This is a genomic window from Sphaerisporangium flaviroseum, from assembly GCF_039537005.1.
GTDB lineage: Bacteria > Actinomycetota > Actinomycetes > Streptosporangiales > Streptosporangiaceae > Sphaerisporangium > Sphaerisporangium flaviroseum.
Window position 1 is genome coordinate 66,456 of the sequence record NZ_BAAAZR010000020.1, and the last position, 17,620, is coordinate 84,075.

Genomic DNA, 17,620 nt, shown 5'->3' on the forward strand with positions numbered 1-17,620 from the left:
CTCATGGGTCAGACGAGCCCGTCTGCCATGGCGGCCTCGTCACTGGGCAGCCTCCGCACAGGCGGCTGACCTACACGCGTGCCCTCCTGCCCGTCCTCTTCCAGGGCTTGGACACCACTCAAGATCTCGACATCATTCAAGGTCTCGGCGCTTTCCAAAGACTGGACGCCTGTCAGGAGCGCGGTGCCGTCCAGTGACCCGGTACCGCCCAAAGATTCGACATCGACCAAAGGCTCGGCACCGGCCAAAGGCTCGGCACCATTCAATGGCGGGGTGGGGGGGTCGGCGGTGGTGAGGGTCTCTTCGTAGCGGTCGATGATCAGGTCGGCGAGTCCCTCGCAGTCGCCGATCACCTCCGCGCAGCGCACGTCGAGATCGATGTGCCCGGCGGCGTACGCCAGGGCCTCGGCCCAGATGCGTTCGAGCACGCCTCCGGCGAACAGCAGGTAGGGAAGGACGACGACCCGCTTCGCGCCCAGGCGGCGGCAGCGCTCGATGCCCTGGGCGACCGACGGCGGGGCGTCCGCGACGTAGGCCGTCTCGACGGTCAGCAACTCGGGCGCGTGCGTCTCCCAGAACAGCCGCGAGACCCGGTGCACCTCGGCGTTGGCCGCTGTCTCGGCGGATCCGTGGCCCACCAGGACCACGGCGGTCTCCGCGGGCGACACCGGCTCCCAGGACGCGTCGCCGTGCTCGTCGGCCAGGGAGACCGCGGCGAGGCGGGGCATCTCGGCGAGCGCGTCGGCGAGCCGCTCGGCCATCAGCGCCAGCACCTGGGGGGACGCGTCGAGCGCCCTGCCGAAGTCGCAGGTGAGCGTCGGATGGACCGCCTGTGCCCGGGCGATCGCGTCGGGGATGTCGCCGCGGTCGCCGAGCGCGAGGGGTACGGCCACCAGGCGATGGTGGCCTCGGGCGACCAGCGAGGCGACCGATTCGCCCAGTGACGGTCGTCCCTTGGCGACGAACCCACCTGACACATCCGCCACCAACTGGTCGAGTCGGCACCGCAACCGGTGGACGAAACGGCCGAACTCTGCCGCACCGGTGTCGTCGTGGGCGCCGTGCCCTATGAGCAGGAGCGGCGGCTTCATGTGGATCTCCGATACTTTGACCTGCGGATATGTTGGTCGGGTCGCGAGGATATACGAATCTGTCAATCCATGGACATCGCTTTGCGCCGCATTTGGTAAAAGCAAGACCGACCGTTCATCGTGATCTGGCTGACGGGACGCCTGGCGCGAACCTCCCGGCACGGGCCTTACCTCAGTCCATCTCACCCTTGAGCAAACTGAAGAGCACGGCGTCCGAGATGCCGCCCGTCACGGGCAGTGCCCGCCGGAGGATCCCCTCCTCGACGAAGCCGGCCTTCCGCGCGACGCCCTGGCTGGCGACGTTGCCGACGGCGGCGAGCAGGGTGACGCGGTGGAATCCCCGCATCATGAGGAACGTGGTCACCGCCCGCGTCGCCTCGCAGGCGTAACCCTGGCGCCGGGCCCAGGGCGAGATCCAGTAGCCGATCTCAACGTCGCCGCGTTCCCAGTCGGCCCGCTGGACGCCGGCCGATCCGGCGAGGCGGCCTCCGGCCTTGGGCTCGATGGCGAACTGCACGCCGTTGACGGAGTCGGCGTGCGCGAACCTGGTGCACCAGTCGTAGGCGCGCTGGAGGTCGTACCCCTCGGCCCAGGGCATCCAGCGGTGGATCTCCGGGTCGCGCTCGACGGCGGCGTGGACGTCTCTGGCGTCGGTGCCGGTGAAGGGGCGGAGGATGAGGCGTTCGCTCTCGAGCCGTATGCCGCTGCCGAAGCCGCGGCCGTTCATCGTGGGCGGGCCCATGACGATGTCGCGCGAGAGCATCCCGAAGATGACCAGGTCGTGCGGGCCGTCGTCCTCGTACCCCGCGCCGCGCAGCACGCCCTCCCGGGTGTAGCCGGCCTTCTCGGCGACCCTGAGCGAGGCGGTGTTGTCGAGGTTGGCGCGGAGCTCGACGCGGCGCAGGCCGCCCTTGGTGAGCACCCATTCGGTCAGCGCGCTGACCGCTTCCGGGGCGTAGCCGCGGCCTCGGTGCGCGGGGTGGACGCCGTACCCGATCTCGGCGGTGGCGGCGCCCCAGACGGTCCTGAAGAGGCTGATGGCTCCGACGATCGTGCCTTCGGTGACCATCGCGAGGTGGATGCCCTGGCCGGATCGCCACAGCTCGTGCGCGCCGTACGACAGCCACTGGGCCACGCCCGACACGTGGCCGGGCACGCCGGGCGGGAGGAACCGCGCACCGGACTCGACGATCGCGCGGACCCGGTCGGCGTCGCGGGGGCCGAAGGGTCGAAGGACCAGTCGCCTCGTCGTGATCGTCAGGTGCTGATCGAAACCGGTCAATGCCATCTCCCCTGTGCGGACATATCAGCTCACCGCACATTGGGGGTCGTCCGCAACTTGACGGGCCCTTGACGGCCGGGCAAGTGAACCCGGCCGTCAAGGGCCCGTTCTTCTCTGGTCACACCGTTCCCGGGAGTCGTCTGGTCACGCTGGTGCCGCAGCTCTCCGTCAGGCCGTCTTCAGCGCCTCACGCAACCGCACCCGGGCGCCCGTACGCAGCACCGCCCGCTCGTAGATCCGGCCGCCGATGAGCAGGACGACCACCGCGGCGAGGAGCATCAGGCCCATCGCCAGCCCGGTCTCCCAGAGGGGGACATCGATGACGGCCGAGCGCACCGGCATGACCATCGCCGAGAACGGCGGGACGATCGACAACACGTGGGTCAGCGTGCTGTCCGGGCTCTGGACCGCGACGAACCCGATCAGGTAGCTCGCCATGAGCAGCATCGTGGCGGGGGTGAGCACCCCGCTGAGCTCCTCCTGCCGGGTCACCAGCGAGGCGATCGCCGCGAACATCGCCGAGTAGAAGGCGTAGCCGAGCAGGAACCACACGATCGCGCTCGCCACGACGCCGTACGTGCCGTCGGGGAGACGAGGCACCGCGCCGGTGATCTGCGCCGCCGCCAGGCCGACCACGGCGATCACCACGATCTGCGACAGCCCGAGCAGGCCGAGGCCGATCGTCTTGCCGGCGAGGAGCTGCCACGGACGTACGGCGGTCAGGAGGATCTCCACGATCCTGCTGCCCTTCTCCTCCACCACTCCCATCGCGACCCAGGTGCAGACCTGGATGAGCAGCATGAACAGGATGACGACGATGGTCATCGCGATCGCGCTGCGGATCGTCGCGTCCTCGCCGCTGCCGTTGAGCGTCACCTCTTTCATGGGCGGGACCTGCTGCGCCTGCCCGACCTTGGCCGGATCGAGGCCGGCGGAGGCGAGGTTGACCTCGGTGGCCACCATGCGGTGGGCGGTGTCGAGGAACACCGAGAGCCCTGAGCCCACGACGGTCTTCGAGATCACCGTCGCGTTCTCCGCGATCACCGCCTCGACGTCGCCGTCCGCGACGGCCTTGCGCGCCGCCGCCTCGTCGGGGTAGCGCTTGATCTCCAGGTTGAGGTCGGTCTCGTGCGCGGCCTGCGCGGTCAGCGCCGCCTGGAGCCGATCGGCATGCTGGCCCACCAGGCCCACGGTGTAGTCGGAGCCACCGCCGAGCAGCTTGGGCAGGGCCGCCAGCACGGCCACGAGCACGGCCGTGACCAGGAGACCGTACCGGTAACCCTTGGTGCGGCTCCGTACGTTGATCTCGCGACGGGCCACCAGGGCTACGGCGTTCATGCGACCACCTCACGGAAGATCTCGGCGAGCGAGGGTTCCTGCCATGCGAAGTGCCGGACCCGGCCCGCCTGGGCCGCAACGCGCAGCGCCTCCTGGTCATCGGAAGGCGCCAGGATCACCTCGTCGTAGCTGTCGTGGTCTTCGACGGCCGGATCCCCCTGTGGGGGCCGGTCGGTCTTGGCGATGATCTCTCCGGGCAGCCGGTCGATCCAGCCCGGTGCGGCGCCGGTCACCACCATGCGCAGGCGCTTGCGCGACTCCCGAGCGCGCAGTTCCGCGACGGTTCCTCCGGCGATCATGCGGCCGCCCTTGATGATGCCCACCGAGTCGCACAACTGCTCCACCAGGTCGAGCTGGTGGCTGGAGAACACGACCGGCACTCCCGCGGACACACGCTCGGCGAGCACACCGGCCAGCGCGTCGACCGCGATGGGGTCGAGGCCGGAGAAGGGCTCGTCCAGCACCAGCACCTCGGGTTCGTGGATGAGGGCCACGGCGAGCTGCACGCGCTGCTGGTTGCCCAGCGACAGGGTGTCGACGTGGTCGTCGCGCCGCTCGGTGAGCCCGAGCCGCTCGATGAGGGCGTCGGAGGACCGGTGCGCCGCCTGAGCACTCATGCCGGCGAGGGTGCCGAAGTACTCGATCTGCTCGGCGACGCGCATCTTGGCGTACAGCCCTCGCTCCTCCGGCATGTAGCCGAAGCGGCGCCGGATCTCGTGGCCGGCCTGCTTGCCGTTCCACCGGACCTCGCCGCCGTCGGCGCTGAGCACGCCCATGATGATGCGCATCGTCGTCGTCTTGCCGGCGCCGTTGGCACCGACGAAGCCGAACATCTCGCCGGGACCCACCTTCAGGCTCACCCCATCGAGGGCCACCGTGTCGCCGTACCGTTTCCTGAGCCCGTCGGCCTCAAGCATGGGGGGTTCCCTTCGTGATCTTCTCGAGCACTGAGACGTACGCCTGGAACGCGCCTCGGCCTTTGGGGGTGAGCGAGAGCCAGGTGCCGGGTTTCTTGCTGACGAAGGCCTTCTCGACCTTCACGTAACCGGCCTCCTCCAGGACGAGCATGTGCTTGGACAGCAGGGAGTCGCTGACCTCGATCGTGTCGCGCAGGAACCGGAACTCGACCTTCTCGGCGGCGGCCAGCGCCGCCATGATCGACAGCCGGACCGGGGTGTGGATGACCTGGTCGAGACCGTGACGAGGGTGGGCTCCGTTTCCGCTCACCGCGCGCCTTCCCAGGGGCGCAACCGCCATCCGGCGTACAGGACGGGCAGCGCGGCCACCACGGCGACGGTCACGCCGAGGGCGATCCACCAGCCGGATGGGTCCCCGGGCAGGACGTACATGCCGGTGAGCGCCGCGCCGGCCATGGTGATGACCCAGGCGATGGTGACCGTGCCCTGCAGGCGGGTGTAGCCATGGCCGTAGACGCCCTGCCGGTAGACGTACACCGTGGACAGGATGGTCATGATCAGCCAGGCGACCCCCGCGAACGCGCGCCACGCGGGAACGAAGAACATCGCCGACCAGTAGGTCACCGCGGAGAAACCCCAGATGAGGAACAGCCATCCCGTCCACCTCGTGGACCGCCCGACGTGCCGGCGCATCCTGTCGATCTCCTGGAGCGCGTCACCCGGGCTCAGTTCCTCACTGGCGTTCATTCGCTTCCCTGCCCTTCATGCACTCGCAAATGTAGCAAGTACTCAACTCCCGTTCAAGTACTTTCCTATCCCTCCAGACATGACGAACCCGGCACAGCCCTCAGAGCCATGCCGGGGTGCCGGGACGCGTCAGGAAGCGGGTTCCGCGATGACCACTTCGAGCGTGCGGGGGCCGTGCACGCCTTCGACGCGGTTCAACTCGATGTCGCTGGTCGCCGAAGGCCCGCTGATCCATGTCAGGGGACGTGCCGGATCGAGACGGGCCACGGCCTCGGGCACGCTCGACGCCACTTGCCCGGCCCCCACCACGCACAGGTGGTAGTCGGGGAGAAGGGTCAGCCCTCTGCGCCCCTGGCCGGGCCCGGCGTCCAGCACGATGGTCCCGGTCTCGGCGATCCCCACGGCGCAGCCGGTGATCACGCCGTCGGCGGCGTCCAGGTCGGCGGGGCCCAGCGGCGGGTCGTCCCGCAGCCGGTCCAGATCGGACGCGGCCAGCCACTCCTCCGGCAGCCCGTCGGGTACGACCACCCGGCGCGCGCCCCGGCCGGACAGCGCCATGGCGACGGTGGCGGCCACCTCCGACTCGGGCACGACATGGACGATCGCACGGTAGTCACGGACCCGCTCGGCGAACAACTCCACCCGTCCTGCCTGTGGGCCCGATGTGCGGTACCCGCGGGGGATCTCCACCTCGGGCGCGCCCGCCACGGCGGAGCGGATCCGCGACAGGATCCGGTCTCGTGAGCTCATCGGGCACCTCCTCTGGCCCGGAACGACCGGCTCATCGGCTGCCTCCCTCGGTGCGGTCCCACCAGTCGCGGAACGACTCCTCCGGCACCGCCGGGACATCCCTTGTGTCGGTCCAGGCCGCGCCGGGGCCGGGCAGGCGCCTCTTCGGCACCAGCCCGCGGAACCTGGTGGCCAGGCGCTGGGCACGCTCCAGCCGTACCGGCTTGTCGAGCACCCAGCCGGCGGCCTTCAGCCCGAGCCGTTCCACCGGGCCGTGCGGAGCCTTGGACCGCAGGTGGACCAGCACCTCCGGGATGTCGATGGCGACCGGGCACACGTCGTAACACGCGCCGCAGAGGCTGGAGGCGTACGGCAGCGACGCGTCCAGCGGGGAGTCCATCCCGCGTAGCTGCGGGGTGAGGATGGCCCCGATCGGCCCCGGGTAGACAGACCCGTACGCGTGGCCGCCGGCGCGTTCGTACACGGGGCAGACGTTGAGGCAGGCCGAGCAGCGGATGCAGCGCAGCGCCTGACGCCCGATCTCGTCGGCCATCACCTTGGTACGGCCGTTGTCCAGCAGCACCAGGTGGAACTCCTGGCCCTCGACGGCGCCGGTCCACATGGAGGTGTAGGGGTTCATGCGCTCGCCGGTGGAGCTCCTCGGCAGCAGTTGCAGGAACACCTCCAGGTCGCGCCAGGTGGGCAGCACCTTCTCGATGCCGACCACGCTGATCAGCGTCTCCGGCAGGGTCAGGCACATGCGGCCGTTGCCCTCGGACTCCAGCACCACCAGGGTGCCGGACTCGGCGACCACGAAGTTGGCGCCGGAGATGCCGACCTTGGTGGCCAGGAAGCGCTCGCGCAGGTGCAGGCGCGCGGCCTCGGCCAGCATCCTCGGATCGTCGCTCAGGTTCTCGGGGGCGGGACGGCCCCACTCGGCCATGTGCTCGCGGAAGATCTCCCGGATCTCCGAGCGGTTGCGGTGGATGGCCGGCACCAGGATGTGCGACGGCCAGTCGTCGCCGAGCTGCACGATGAGCTCGGCCAGGTCGGTCTCGTAGGCGGTGATGCCCGCGCCGGCCAGTGCCTCGTTGAGGCCGATCTCCTGGGTGGCCATCGACTTGACCTTCACGACCTCGGCCTGGCCCGTGGCCTTGACCAGCTCGGTGACGATCTGGTTGGCCTCGGCGGCGTCCGACGCCCAGTGGACGTGGCCGCCCGCCTTGGTGACGGCCTCCTCGACCTGGATCAGGTAGCGGTCGAGGTTGCGCAGCGTCTCGTCCTTGATGGCCTTGGCCGCCGCGCGCAGCTCCTGCCAGTCGGGCAGCTCCCCCACGACGGCCGCGCGCTTGCCGCGGATCGTGTGGGTGGCTTTCCTGAGGTTGTACCTGAGCTGGGAGTCCTGCAGCTCCTTCTCGGCGTTCTTCGGGAAGGAGGGCATCCCCAGGAAGGCGCCGGGCCCGCTCATCGTGCCTCTCCTTCGCAGGGTGCCGGCGCTCGGCCGCCGGTGACCGGTGCGGGCGTCACAGGTCGGCCTCCGTGGCGGCGAGGATCTCCGCCAGATGCATGATCCGGACACCGGTGCGCATGCGGTTGAGCGTGCCGCCGATGTGCATCAGGCAGGAGTTGTCGGCGGCGCAGAGCACCTCAGCCCCGGTTGAGATGATATTTCCGACTTTGTCGGCACACATCGCGGCCGAGACGGCGGCGTTCTTCACGGCGAAGGTGCCACCGAACCCGCAGCACTCCTCCGCTCCGGGCAGGGGCGTGAGCTCCAGGCCTCGTACGCCCTGGAGGAGGCGGGTGGGCTTGTCTCCGACGCGCAGCCCGCGGAGCGAGTGACACGTCGGGTGATATGTCACCCGGTGTGGGAAATATGCGCCTACGTCGGTGACGCCTAGGACATCGACCAGGAACTCCGACAGGTCGTACACCTTCGGCGTCACCTCCGCGACCGCCTCGGCGAACGGCGAGTGCCCGCCGTGAACGCTCGCGAAGGCCCCCGCCCGCGTCGCGCCCATCCCCGCCGCCAGCTTGGGATACTGCTCGCGGACCATCGCGGCACACGAGCCCGACGGGGCCACCACGGCGTCGTACCCCTGGAAGACGTCGAGGAAGTGCCGCGCCAGCCGCACCCCCTCGTCCCGGTATCCGGTGTTGACGTGCATCTGGCCACAGCAGGTCTGGGCCGACGGGAACTCCACCTCGCAGCCGAGGCGGCGCAGCAGCGTCACGACCGCCTTCCCCGTGCCGGGAAACAGCGTGTCGTTGACACACGTGATGAACAGGGCGACCCGCATCGCACCCCCTTCCTGGAGGTTGTCGAGTTACATCAGCCAGACGGCCAAGTATGGTCAGACCATACTCCAGACGGGAAGGGGCGTCACGTGGCGGACAAGCCGCGGCGGACACGCGCGTTCGAGCAGGTGCTCCTCCAGGTCGAGCGGCGCATCGCCGACGACGGGTTGAGGGTGGGAGACCGCCTCCCGGGCGAGCGGCAACTCGCCGAGCAGCTTCAGGTGAGCCGTGCGTCGGTGCGGGAGGCGCTTCGCGTCCTCGAAACGCTGGGCGTGGTCTCCTCGCAGGTGGGCCGGGGTCCCGACGCGGGCGCGATCCTCACCTCACGCCCCGACAGCGCGCTGAGCGACCTGCTCCGCCTCAGCCTCGGCCTGTCCAGCCTGTCCCTGCGCGAGGTCATCGACACCCGGCTGATGATCGAACAGTGGTCCGCCCAGCACGCCGCCCGCATGCCGGAGCCCGAGCCTGCCGCCATGGCCGAGGCGATGCGGGCCATGGAGGCGTCGGTGTCCGCCGAGGAGTTCGTGGAGCACGACATCGCCTTCCACGTGGCCATCGCCGAGGCCTCCGGCAACAGGCTCGTCGCGGCCGTGATGCGCGCCCTGCGTGACGCCATGCGCCGGTACGCCATCGAGGCGGTCGAGCGCCTCGGTGACACCGGCGTCCTGCGGGAGGACCACCGGAGGATCCACGACGCGATCATCTCCGGCGACGCGGCCGGCGCGATGGACGCCGTGACGACCCACCTCGCCCACGCCTATCCCGAACTCTTCTCCAGAGGGACTCCCTGACGCCGGAAGCGCTCGACCGACGAAGGTAGAACGTGTTCTAATTGCCCGGGCGTGGCCGTACTTTAGTGGAGGCTGGACGTGAGCGGTGAGCTGAAGCTCGGACTGAACGTCGGTTACTGGCAGCGGAACGCCGACGACGCCACCGAGGTGGTGCAGACGGCCGAGCGCCTCGGCTACGACTCGGTGTGGACGGCCGAGGCGTACGGGTCGGACGCCTTCACCCCACTGGCCTGGTACGGCGCACGGACCAGCAGGATCAAACTGGGCACCAGCGTCGCGCAGATCTCGGCGCGCGCCCCGGTCACCACCGCCATGACGGCGATGACGCTCGACCATCTCACCGGCGGACGGCTGCTGCTCGGCATCGGAGCGTCCGGGCCGCAGGTCGTCGAGGGCTGGTACGGCCGGCCGTTCCCCAAGCCGCTCGCCCGCACCCGCGAGTACGTCGACATCATGCGCAAGGTGTGGCGCCGCGAGGAACCGGTCACCAACGACGGCCCGCACTACCCGCTGCCCTATCCCGGCGGCACCGAGCTCGGCAAGCCGCTCAAGCTGATCACACACCCGCTGCGGCCGGAGATCCCGATCTACCTCGGCGCCGAGGGACCGAAGAACGTCGCCCTGGCCGCCGAGATCACCGATGGCTGGCTGCCGCTGTTCGTCTTCCCCGAGAAGATCCAGACCATGTACGGCGAGGCGCTGGCCGGGGCCGAACCTGGTTTCGACATCGCGGCGATGGTCCTGGTCATGATCACCGATGACGTCCAGGCGGCGCTGGACGGCGTGAAGATGATGCTCACGCTGTACATCGGCGGCATGGGCGCCAAGAGCCGGAACTTCCACTCCGACATCGTCGGCCGCATGGGCTTCGCCGACGCCGCGCACAAGATCCAGGAGCTGTACCTGGCGGGGCGCAAGGACGAGGCCTTCCACGCGATCCCCGACGAACTGGCGGACGGCATCTCCTTGGTCGGCCCGGCCGGCCGCATCCGCGAGCGCCTCGAACTGTGGCGGAACAGCCCCGTGACCAACCTCCTCGTCATGGGCCCCCGCGACGAACCCAGCCTCCGCACCATCCGCGACCTGGTGCTGGGCTGATTCTCGGCCGGAAGGCTAGTCGGGGCGGGGGGCCGGGTCGGTGGTGACGGAGCGGAGGAGGGGGCGGCTGAGGGCGCCGGCGGCGATCACTCCAGCGAAGCCGGCGGCGACGCAGATCAGGAGCGTGAGCGCTCCGGCCGCGCTCACGCCGAGCCTGGCGAACGGGGCCGCGCAGAACATGCCGGTCGCGATCGACCCACCGCCCATGACGATCAGTGGGATGAGCGTCTCCAGGCGCCTGGCCTTGTCCAGCACCTCAAGGTCGGTGCCCGCCAGCCGGAGCAGCGCGTAGGTCTGCCGCCGGTCCAGGACCGAGGAGGCGGCGGTGATGCCCGAGCTGACGATGGCGACCAGGAAGGAGACCGCCAGCACGACGACCGTGCCGGTCCGGATGTCCTGCACGAGCAAGGCCGTCGCCCTGTCGCTGCCGACGTCGAGGTCTGTGGGCGGGGTGAGCAGGCCGATGAATCCCGCGACGAACCCGGTGAGCGCCACCCCGCTGACCGTGCGCCAGGCGGACCTCGGGTCGTCGACGAGACGCCGTCCGGCCAGCAGGCGGGCGGGCCCCCGCGCGGTACGGGCGGTGACGCGGCCGATCACGCCGACCACCCAGGGTCCGACGAGGTTCAGGGCCAGGAACGCCGACCCGAGCACCACCGCGACCACTCCCACGCTCACCCCCATGCCCATGGCCGGCACCACGGCGAGGATCGCCAAGAGGACGACCACCCGGATGAAGCGCATCCCGGGAGGCGTCTCGCGCCTGGCCACGCCCAGGGGACTGACCACGACCCGGCGCAGGCCGACCACCGCCGAAAGGCCGACGAGCAACGGCACCGCGAGCAGCACGGCGGCTACGGGAAGCACCCCCGGCCACATGTCGGAGGTGAACCACGTGCCTCCGGTGATCTCGACCTGGGTGAGCGGCGGGATCGCCACCGCGTACAGCGCCAGCCCGAGCACCGCTCCGGCGAACGCGGTGATCACCGCCTCCGCGACGGTCATCGCGACCACCTGGCCGGGGGTCGCGCCGACGAGGCGCAGCGAAGCCAGACGCCGGTCGCGCCGGGCGACCGTGAGCCGTGCCGCCGCGCCCCCGAAAACGAGCAGCGGCTTCGCCCGCCTCGGGCCGCCATCCCCGCGGGGACTCCTGAGGTCCGTGCGGCACCGGCACGTGCCCGGTGTAGGACGGGGCGACCATGGTCGCGTGCCCGGCGTTGGGCAAGCCGGCCGGGGTGGTCACGTAGCCGGTGTGCGGCGGACCGGTCAGGATGCGGCCGTCGCGGACCTCGACCACACGGTCGCACCAGCGTGCCACCTCGGGATCATGGGTCACGACGACCAGGGAGGCATCGTTCTGCCTGGTCGCATCGACCAGCAGGCGCATCGTGTCGTGCCCGGTGGCTTGGTCCAGGGCACCGGTGGGCTCGTCGGCGAACACCACCGCAGGCCGGGTCGCGAGCGCCCGGGCGATCGCGACCCGCTGCGCCTGTCCCCCCGATAGCTCGCCCGGCCGCCTTCCCTCCATGCCCGCGAGCCCGAGCGGCCCGAACCAGGACCTGGCCTGCTGTACGGCCTGGGCGCGCGGGACGTCGCCGAGCATGAGCGGCAGCGCGACGTTCTCGTCGGCGGGCAACTCGGGCAGGAGCTGGCCGAACTGGAAGACGAACCCGAAGCGGGTGCGCCGCAGCGCGCTGCGCTTGCGCTCCCCGAGCGTGTCGATCCGCTGCTCGAGCAGGTGGACCTCGCCGGAGTCCGGTCTCATGATCCCTGCCAGGCAGTGCAGCAAGGTCGACTTGCCGGAGCCGCTCGGGCCCATGATGGCTACGGCCTCGCCGCGGTGGACCACGAAGTCCACGCCGGCGAGGGCGACGGCCGGCCCGAAGCTCTTCTTCAGGTCCCGTCCTTGGAGAACGATTTGCGACATGGTGAGAAGCCTCGCGCTGCGCCCAGGTGCGGCGGATCGGCCGACCGCCCGATCCGTACGCCGGACCCATCGGCCGAAAGTCTGATCTTCCGGGCGGGACGAGCGCCCGCTTGCTGGCAGAATCGGTCGGGTGAGGGTACTCGTCCTCGGCTGATGCGCCCTCGCGCTCGCCTACGCCCGCCACCGTGGCCTCGACTGCGACACCCCCGAGCACCTGTCCCGCTCGGTCGTGGTCGACTGACCCCATGCCATTCCCGCAGCTCACCACAGCCCGTCCGGTCCCGCCGGAACTGCCGGCCGAACCGGCCACCGGGCAGGGCGCCCTGCCATGATCGTCACCGTTACCGCGAACCCCGCTCTCGACGTGACCTACCGCCTGGCGGGACTGACGATCGACGCCACCAACCGGGTGAGCGAGGTGTCCGTCCGCGCGGGCGGCAAGGGCGTCAACGTCGCCCGCGTGCTCGGCCAGCTGGCCGGTCACGTTCCGTGGGTTCCCCCGGTCGTGGCGGTCGGGCTGCGGGGAGGCGTCGAAGGGACGACGCTGCTCGCCGACCTGGACGCCGCCGGTGTCGCGTACGACTTCGCGCCGGTCGCCGCGCCGACCCGCAGGACCGTCGCCGTGGTCGACACCGTGACCGGGGCCGTCACGATGCTCAACGAGCCCGGCCCGGAGGTCACCCCCGCCGAGTGGGCCGGTCTGCGTGCGCGTGTGGAGGCGCTGCTGCCCGCCGCCTCCGTGCTGGTGCTGTCGGGCAGCCTGCCCCCCGGCGTGCCGTCCCTCGCCTATGCCGAGCTGGTCCGGCAGGCCGACCGGCACGGCGTCCCTGTCATCGTCGACACCCACGCGAGCGCGCTCGCTCCGGCCGTCGCCGCGCGTCCCGAGCTCGTCAAGCCCAACACCGCCGAGCTCGCCGGCGCCATCACCGCCCTGGAGACCCTGACGGGCGCCGCCCACCCGGACGCCGGCGAGAGCCGGAACCCCGGTGGTCTGGAAGGGCAGGCCGCCGCGCTGCGTCGAGCGGGCGCGAGAGCCGTGGTCGCCTCCGACGGGCCGCGCGGGCTGTACGCCGACACCGGCGAGGGGCGCTGGCAGGTCGTACCGCACCAGGTCCACACCGGGAACCCGACCGGCGCCGGAGACGCGGCCGTCGCGGCACTCGCGGCCGGGCTGGCGGCCGGCTGGGACTGGCCGCGCATGCTGGTGCATGCCACCGCGCTGTCCGCCGCCGCCGTCCGCGCACCGCTGGCCGGGCAGGTGGACACCGGGGTCTACCTCGCCGCGATCGACCGGACACGCGCCGTCCCGGTGGACGTCTCCCCCGGTTCCCCCGAATATCCCCCCGGGGACGGGGTGGAAGGCCCCCGCACCACGCACCCACCCGCCCGGCGTGGGGGCGGGTCTCGTACTGAGCACTCGCCCGGCGCCGGTACCGTCCGAGGCTCGGTGGGTACCGACCAGACGAGTGAGGAACCACCATGCCGCTGACACCCGCCGCCGACATCCTCGCCGAGGCCCGCAGGGCCGGGCACGGCGTCGGGGCGTTCAACGTGATCCAGATCGAGCACGCCGAAGGGATCACCGCCGGGGCCACGGCCGCCGGGCTGCCGGTGATCCTTCAGGTGAGCGAGAACACCGCCGCCTACCACGGCGCCCTGGCCCCGATCGCCGCCGCGTGCCGGGCCATCGCCGAGGCCGCGGCCGTACCCGTCGCGCTCCACCTGGACCACGCCACCAGGCCGGAGCTGGTGACCGAGGCCGTCGAGCTGGGCTTCGGTTCGGTCATGTTCGACGCCTCGGCCCTCCCGTACGACGAGAACGTGGCGGCCACCGCTCGGGTGGCCGCGCGGGTCCATGCCCGCGGGATCCACATCGAGGCCGAGCTCGGCGAGGTCGGCGGCAAGGACGGCGTGCACGCGCCGGGGGCCCGCACCGACCCCGTGGAGGCCGCCGCCTACGTGGCCGCCACCGGCGTGGACGCCCTCGCGGTCGCCGTGGGGACCTCCCACGCCATGCTGACCCGCGACGCCATGCTCGACCTGGACCTGATCGCCCGGCTGCGCGCCGGCGTACCGGTCCCGCTCGTCCTGCACGGCTCCTCCGGCGTGCCCGACCATGGGCTGGCCGAGGCCGTGCGGCACGGCATGACGAAGATCAACATTGCCACGCATCTCAACCAGGCGTTCACCCGCGCCGTCCGTGACCGCCTGGCGGCCGGCCCCGAGAAGGTCGACCCGCGCGGCTATCTCGGCGCGGGCCGCGACGCGGTCGCCGCGGCCGTCGAGCACCTGCTGATCCTGCTGAAAGGAGAGAGCGCATGAGCCCTCACCCCGACGCGAAGAGGGCGACCTCGCGGCACTCGCCTCGGTGATCACGGTCCTGGCCCGCGTACGGAACCCCGCACGGCACCAGCCCGGCGCAGGACCAGGCCGCCAGGGACGCGGCAGATCACCGGGATGCCCATCACCGAGGCTCTTTGCGACCTCCTGCTCCCTTCCCGGCAGTCGGACACTTCGCGGTCGGAGTAGGAGTAGGAGTAGGAGTCGGCGAGCCGGGCGGCCGCTGGAGCTGGGACACACTCGTACGGGCGACGGGGTCGCACTTCACCGGCTCCTTGGGACGGCCGGGCCACATCATCGTCACGATCACGATGACGAGCAGGCCGACGACCGCGGAGACGACATACCTGCGCTTGGTCACCTGCCGGACGAGGAGGTGGTACCCGGACCTGTCGTCGCGGCCGGGCGTGGCGCCGGGGGTGGTCATCGAGAACGCCTGCACGGGTCGCCGGGCCGGGGCCGGACGGTGGGCGGCGGCCGAACGCAGCGGGAACTCCCGGCCGGGTTCCACGGCGAACCCGTCCTCGTCGCCGAGGAACCGCCGGTAGGTGGCCAGCGCGCTCTCGCGGCACGCTCTCAGATCCCCCTCGTCAGGCTCGTGGACCGCCCCGCCCGAGCACACGAATCCGTACATGAGCTGGAGGGGGCGGCTGTGCTCGTCTCGTGGCGCCTCGGCGGCCGGCTCGGTTCCCGGCTCGGCGATGTCCGCCGGGGTGACCAGGTGAGTGGCGTGCACGACGGTCAGTGGGCGTCCGGCCTCGGTGACGACCTCGATGACGCTGGGCCGGTCCTCGTGGACGCTCGGCGCCACCTCGTCGTCCAGCACGCCGTAGTCGCGGTCGCGGAGCAGGAAGTCGGGGGCGAGGAGCGTGCGGTACCCGCGGCGGCGGCCACGGGCGACGAGGAACGGCCAGGCTCGTGCGGAGGAGGGATGATCGCTCATGTCAGCGCCCACCCGACAGGCGGGAGTGCGGCAGCCGGCCTTCCAGCATGTCCACCTTGCGGCGCATGTCGTACAGCACCCGCCGGCGTGCCCTGCGGAACATCTCGATGCGGCGCTCGGCCTCGCTCAGCTCCTGGTGGAGGCGCATCTGCTCCGCGCCGGGCCCGCCCATGCGGGAGTCCAGGAACATGCCGAGCATCACCTCTCCCGCGATCGCGGCCGACGGGCCGAACGCGGCCATGAGCGCGCGTCCGGCCACCTGGCCGGCGAAGGTCCCCAGAGAGGCGAGCGCCTCCAGCGCGCCCTGCTGCTTCCGTTTGCGGATCTCGGCACCGAGGGCCGCGAGGGCCTCGCTGTTGAGCCGGCTCTCGATCTGCTCGAACATGTCGGGGACCACGGCGGACAGCGGGACGTCCACGTTGGTGGGGTGGACCGCGCCCTGGCCCACCTTGACGATCTCCCCGGTGGATCCGATCTTGGCGAAGCCGGGGCCGACCGCGCTCACCGGGATCAGGCGGACCACCCGGTCGGCGCTGTGCAGGTTCACCAGCGACCGGAAGTGGCCGTTGGACATCAGCAGGTTGTGCACGATGCTCAGCCGCGTGCTCTCGTCGGGGTGCAGATCGGCGAGCAGGTCCCATTTGGTGATGATGAAGCTGATCGGCGCCGATGCCTCGATCATGACCGGCAGCAGCGCGTTGAGGGTGCGCTCCAGGTGGACGTGCCCGTCGGGATGGCCGTCCAGGTGCCGCTTCACCCGGAAGCCGTCGATGACCCCGATCAGCGCGTCCGCCGAACCGATGTGCTCGAAGAGCTCCTTCTGCCTGGTGCCGGCTTCCTGGATCTCGGTGAGCAACTCTCCCGCGTATTCCAGGTAGTTCAGCTTGAGGATCGGCAGCGCCGTCCCGCCGGTGGAGGTCTTCACGGTGAAGTTGAAGTGCCGCGTCTCCCCTTTGGCCGTGCCGCGGGGCCAGGCGCCGGACGACGCCGTGCTGGCCATCTGCACGTACCACTGGTTGAGCAGGAGCACGTCGTCGTACGGCGCGGTGAGGAAGTAGCACTGGTCCGTGGGCGCCTTGAGCCGGTGGTACATGCTCGCCAGCAGCAGGGTCTTGCCCGATCCCTGCAGCCCGAGCGCCACGATGCGGAACGTCGGGGTCTCGCTCTCCACGACCAGCGGCTTGTGGACCCGCTTGTTGAGCAACCATTTGGTGACCAACAAGAGAAGGATGGTCAGACCAGCGATCACGATGACGACACCCACCACATGCCCCGTCCTGGCAGCCGCTGACACGGTCACCCTCGCCTGCGAATACGACCCCCCGGACACCTTCGATCCTGCTCCGTACGGGGCGATTCGACATGAGTAGCCCCCTACTCAAAACGGGATCGAGCGGACCCGGAGGCGGACGTCCGTTAACTGGCAGAATCGGGCGGGTGAAAGTACTCGTCGCGGATGACCAGGAGCTCGTGCGGACCGGATTCCGGATGATCCTCGACGCTCAGCCGGACATCGAGGTGGTCGCGGCCGTGGCCGACGGGGCCCAGGCCGTCGAGCAGGCGCGCCTGCTCCGTCCCGACGTGTGCCTGCTCGACATCCGAATGCCCCGGCTCGACGGCCTGGAGGTCACCAGGATCCTGTGCGGCCCCGGCGTGCCCGACCCCATGCGGGTGGTGATCGTCACGACCTTCGACCTGGACGAGTACGTCTACGGGGCGCTGCGCGCGGGCGCCTGCGGGTTCCTGCTCAAGGACAGCGGGCCCACGCTGCTGGTCGAGGCCGTGCGCGCCGCCGCGAACGGGGACGCGCTGGTCTCACCGTCGGTGACGGTGCGGCTGCTGAGGCATCTCGCCAAGCCCGTCGCCGTCCAGGCGCGACCGCCGCGGGATCCGCTGACCGGGCGCGAGATGGACGTCGTACGCCTGGTCGCGCGGGGCCGTACGAACCAGGAAGTGGCCGCGGAGCTGTTCGTCTCCCTCTCCACGGTGAAGACCCATCTCGGCAGCATCCAGGCCAAACTGGGCGTCCGCAACCGTGTCGAGATAGCGGCGTGGGCGTGGGAGTCGGGCATCGTCCGCTGACGGCCGGCCCTGATCGACACACTGTCCGGACGCCTTC

General features: G+C 70.8%; 17 protein-coding genes and 1 pseudogene. 5 read left to right on the plus strand and 13 right to left on the minus strand.

Annotated features, from left to right (window positions below; translation table 11 throughout):
• Positions 1-8 precede the first annotated feature (8 nt).
• From ABD810_RS25825 to ABD810_RS25865, 9 genes are all read right to left on the minus strand, one after another.
• Positions 9-1,091: a sirohydrochlorin chelatase gene (locus ABD810_RS25825; protein WP_344945616.1), complete on the minus strand. Its 1,083-nt coding sequence runs from the start codon at positions 1,089-1,091 to the stop codon at positions 9-11.
• Between the two features lie 172 nt (positions 1,092-1,263).
• A complete protein-coding gene (locus ABD810_RS25830; protein WP_344945619.1) occupies positions 1,264-2,373 on the minus strand; it encodes a GNAT family N-acetyltransferase in 1,110 nt (369 codons plus the stop codon).
• 168 nt (positions 2,374-2,541) lie between these two features.
• Complete coding sequence (locus tag ABD810_RS25835) at positions 2,542-3,711, minus strand: ABC transporter permease (protein ID WP_344945622.1); 1,170 nt, start codon at positions 3,709-3,711, stop codon at positions 2,542-2,544.
• A complete protein-coding gene (locus ABD810_RS25840) occupies positions 3,708-4,628 on the minus strand; it encodes an ABC transporter ATP-binding protein (protein ID WP_344945625.1) in 921 nt (306 codons plus the stop codon). Before ABD810_RS25840 ends, ABD810_RS25835 begins: the two co-directional genes overlap by 4 nt.
• Positions 4,621-4,938 carry a winged helix-turn-helix domain-containing protein gene (locus ABD810_RS25845; RefSeq protein WP_344945628.1) on the minus strand — a complete coding sequence of 106 codons (318 nt, stop codon included), beginning with the start codon at positions 4,936-4,938 and terminating at the stop codon, positions 4,621-4,623. The genes ABD810_RS25840 and ABD810_RS25845 overlap by 8 nt, the downstream gene beginning before the upstream one ends.
• Positions 4,935-5,375: a hypothetical protein gene (locus ABD810_RS25850; RefSeq protein ID WP_344945631.1), complete on the minus strand. Its 441-nt coding sequence runs from the start codon at positions 5,373-5,375 to the stop codon at positions 4,935-4,937. The genes ABD810_RS25845 and ABD810_RS25850 overlap by 4 nt, the downstream gene beginning before the upstream one ends.
• A 129-nt stretch (positions 5,376-5,504) precedes the next feature.
• Positions 5,505-6,125 carry a LutC/YkgG family protein gene (locus tag ABD810_RS25855; protein WP_344945634.1) on the minus strand — a complete coding sequence of 207 codons (621 nt, stop codon included), beginning with the start codon at positions 6,123-6,125 and terminating at the stop codon, positions 5,505-5,507.
• Between the two features lie 31 nt (positions 6,126-6,156).
• Positions 6,157-7,572 carry a lactate utilization protein B gene (locus ABD810_RS25860; protein WP_344945637.1) on the minus strand — a complete coding sequence of 472 codons (1,416 nt, stop codon included), beginning with the start codon at positions 7,570-7,572 and terminating at the stop codon, positions 6,157-6,159.
• 55 nt (positions 7,573-7,627) lie between these two features.
• Entirely contained in the window at positions 7,628-8,404 is a 777-nt protein-coding gene (locus ABD810_RS25865; protein WP_344945640.1) for a (Fe-S)-binding protein, read from the minus strand.
• Between the two features lie 87 nt (positions 8,405-8,491).
• Between ABD810_RS25865 and ABD810_RS25870 the strand changes: the two genes are divergently transcribed.
• Positions 8,492-9,193 carry a FadR/GntR family transcriptional regulator gene (locus tag ABD810_RS25870; protein ID WP_344945643.1) on the plus strand — a complete coding sequence of 234 codons (702 nt, stop codon included), beginning with the start codon at positions 8,492-8,494 and terminating at the stop codon, positions 9,191-9,193.
• Between the two features lie 78 nt (positions 9,194-9,271).
• Positions 9,272-10,291 carry an LLM class F420-dependent oxidoreductase gene (locus ABD810_RS25875; protein ID WP_344945646.1) on the plus strand — a complete coding sequence of 340 codons (1,020 nt, stop codon included), beginning with the start codon at positions 9,272-9,274 and terminating at the stop codon, positions 10,289-10,291.
• A gap of 15 nt (positions 10,292-10,306) precedes the next feature.
• On the opposite strand, the gene ABD810_RS25880 is transcribed toward ABD810_RS25875, so the two are convergent.
• Both ABD810_RS25880 and ABD810_RS25885 read right to left on the minus strand, forming a co-directional pair.
• Positions 10,307-11,401, minus strand: coding sequence for an FtsX-like permease family protein (locus ABD810_RS25880; RefSeq protein WP_344946399.1), 1,095 nt, complete (start codon positions 11,399-11,401; stop codon positions 10,307-10,309).
• Positions 11,402-11,723: 322 nt separating this feature from the next.
• Positions 11,724-12,218, minus strand: a pseudogene (locus ABD810_RS25885) (ABC transporter ATP-binding protein); the annotation flags it as partial.
• 328 nt (positions 12,219-12,546) lie between these two features.
• On the opposite strand from ABD810_RS25885, the gene ABD810_RS25890 reads away from it, so the two are divergent.
• On the plus strand, positions 12,547-13,707 hold the full coding sequence (locus tag ABD810_RS25890; protein WP_344945649.1) for a 1-phosphofructokinase family hexose kinase: 1,161 nt from the start codon (positions 12,547-12,549) through the stop codon (positions 13,705-13,707).
• Positions 13,698-14,540, plus strand: coding sequence for a class II fructose-bisphosphate aldolase (locus tag ABD810_RS25895; RefSeq protein ID WP_344945652.1), 843 nt, complete (start codon positions 13,698-13,700; stop codon positions 14,538-14,540). Before ABD810_RS25890 ends, ABD810_RS25895 begins: the two co-directional genes overlap by 10 nt.
• 142 nt (positions 14,541-14,682) lie before the next feature.
• Here the strand turns inward: ABD810_RS25895 and ABD810_RS25900 are convergent, their stop codons facing one another.
• Positions 14,683-15,501, minus strand: a complete 819-nt coding sequence (locus ABD810_RS25900; protein ID WP_344945655.1) for a hypothetical protein — start codon at positions 15,499-15,501, stop codon at positions 14,683-14,685.
• A 1-nt stretch (position 15,502) separates the two neighbouring features.
• Entirely contained in the window at positions 15,503-16,765 is a 1,263-nt protein-coding gene (locus ABD810_RS25905) for a hypothetical protein (RefSeq protein WP_344945658.1), read from the minus strand.
• Between the two features lie 173 nt (positions 16,766-16,938).
• Between ABD810_RS25905 and ABD810_RS25910 the strand changes: the two genes are divergently transcribed.
• Positions 16,939-17,583 (plus strand): response regulator, encoded by a 645-nt coding sequence (locus ABD810_RS25910; RefSeq protein ID WP_344945661.1) that lies wholly within the window; start codon positions 16,939-16,941, stop codon positions 17,581-17,583.
• Positions 17,584-17,620 lie beyond the last annotated feature (37 nt).

Coding starts and splice junctions, on each gene's coding strand:
- ABD810_RS25825 (WP_344945616.1), bottom strand. CDS start 1,091: ATGAAGCCGCCGCTCCTGCTCATAGGGCACGGCGCCCACGACGACACC.
- ABD810_RS25835 (WP_344945622.1), bottom strand. CDS start 3,711: ATGAACGCCGTAGCCCTGGTGGCCCGTCGCGAGATCAACGTACGGAGC.
- ABD810_RS25840 (WP_344945625.1), bottom strand. CDS start 4,628: ATGCTTGAGGCCGACGGGCTCAGGAAACGGTACGGCGACACGGTGGCC.
- ABD810_RS25850 (WP_344945631.1), bottom strand. CDS start 5,375: ATGAACGCCAGTGAGGAACTGAGCCCGGGTGACGCGCTCCAGGAGATC.
- ABD810_RS25855 (WP_344945634.1), bottom strand. CDS start 6,125: ATGAGCTCACGAGACCGGATCCTGTCGCGGATCCGCTCCGCCGTGGCG.
- ABD810_RS25860 (WP_344945637.1), bottom strand. CDS start 7,572: ATGAGCGGGCCCGGCGCCTTCCTGGGGATGCCCTCCTTCCCGAAGAAC.
- ABD810_RS25865 (WP_344945640.1), bottom strand. CDS start 8,404: ATGCGGGTCGCCCTGTTCATCACGTGTGTCAACGACACGCTGTTTCCC.
- ABD810_RS25890 (WP_344945649.1), top strand. CDS start 12,547: ATGATCGTCACCGTTACCGCGAACCCCGCTCTCGACGTGACCTACCGC.
- ABD810_RS25895 (WP_344945652.1), top strand. CDS start 13,698: ATGCCGCTGACACCCGCCGCCGACATCCTCGCCGAGGCCCGCAGGGCC.
- ABD810_RS25900 (WP_344945655.1), bottom strand. CDS start 15,501: ATGAGCGATCATCCCTCCTCCGCACGAGCCTGGCCGTTCCTCGTCGCC.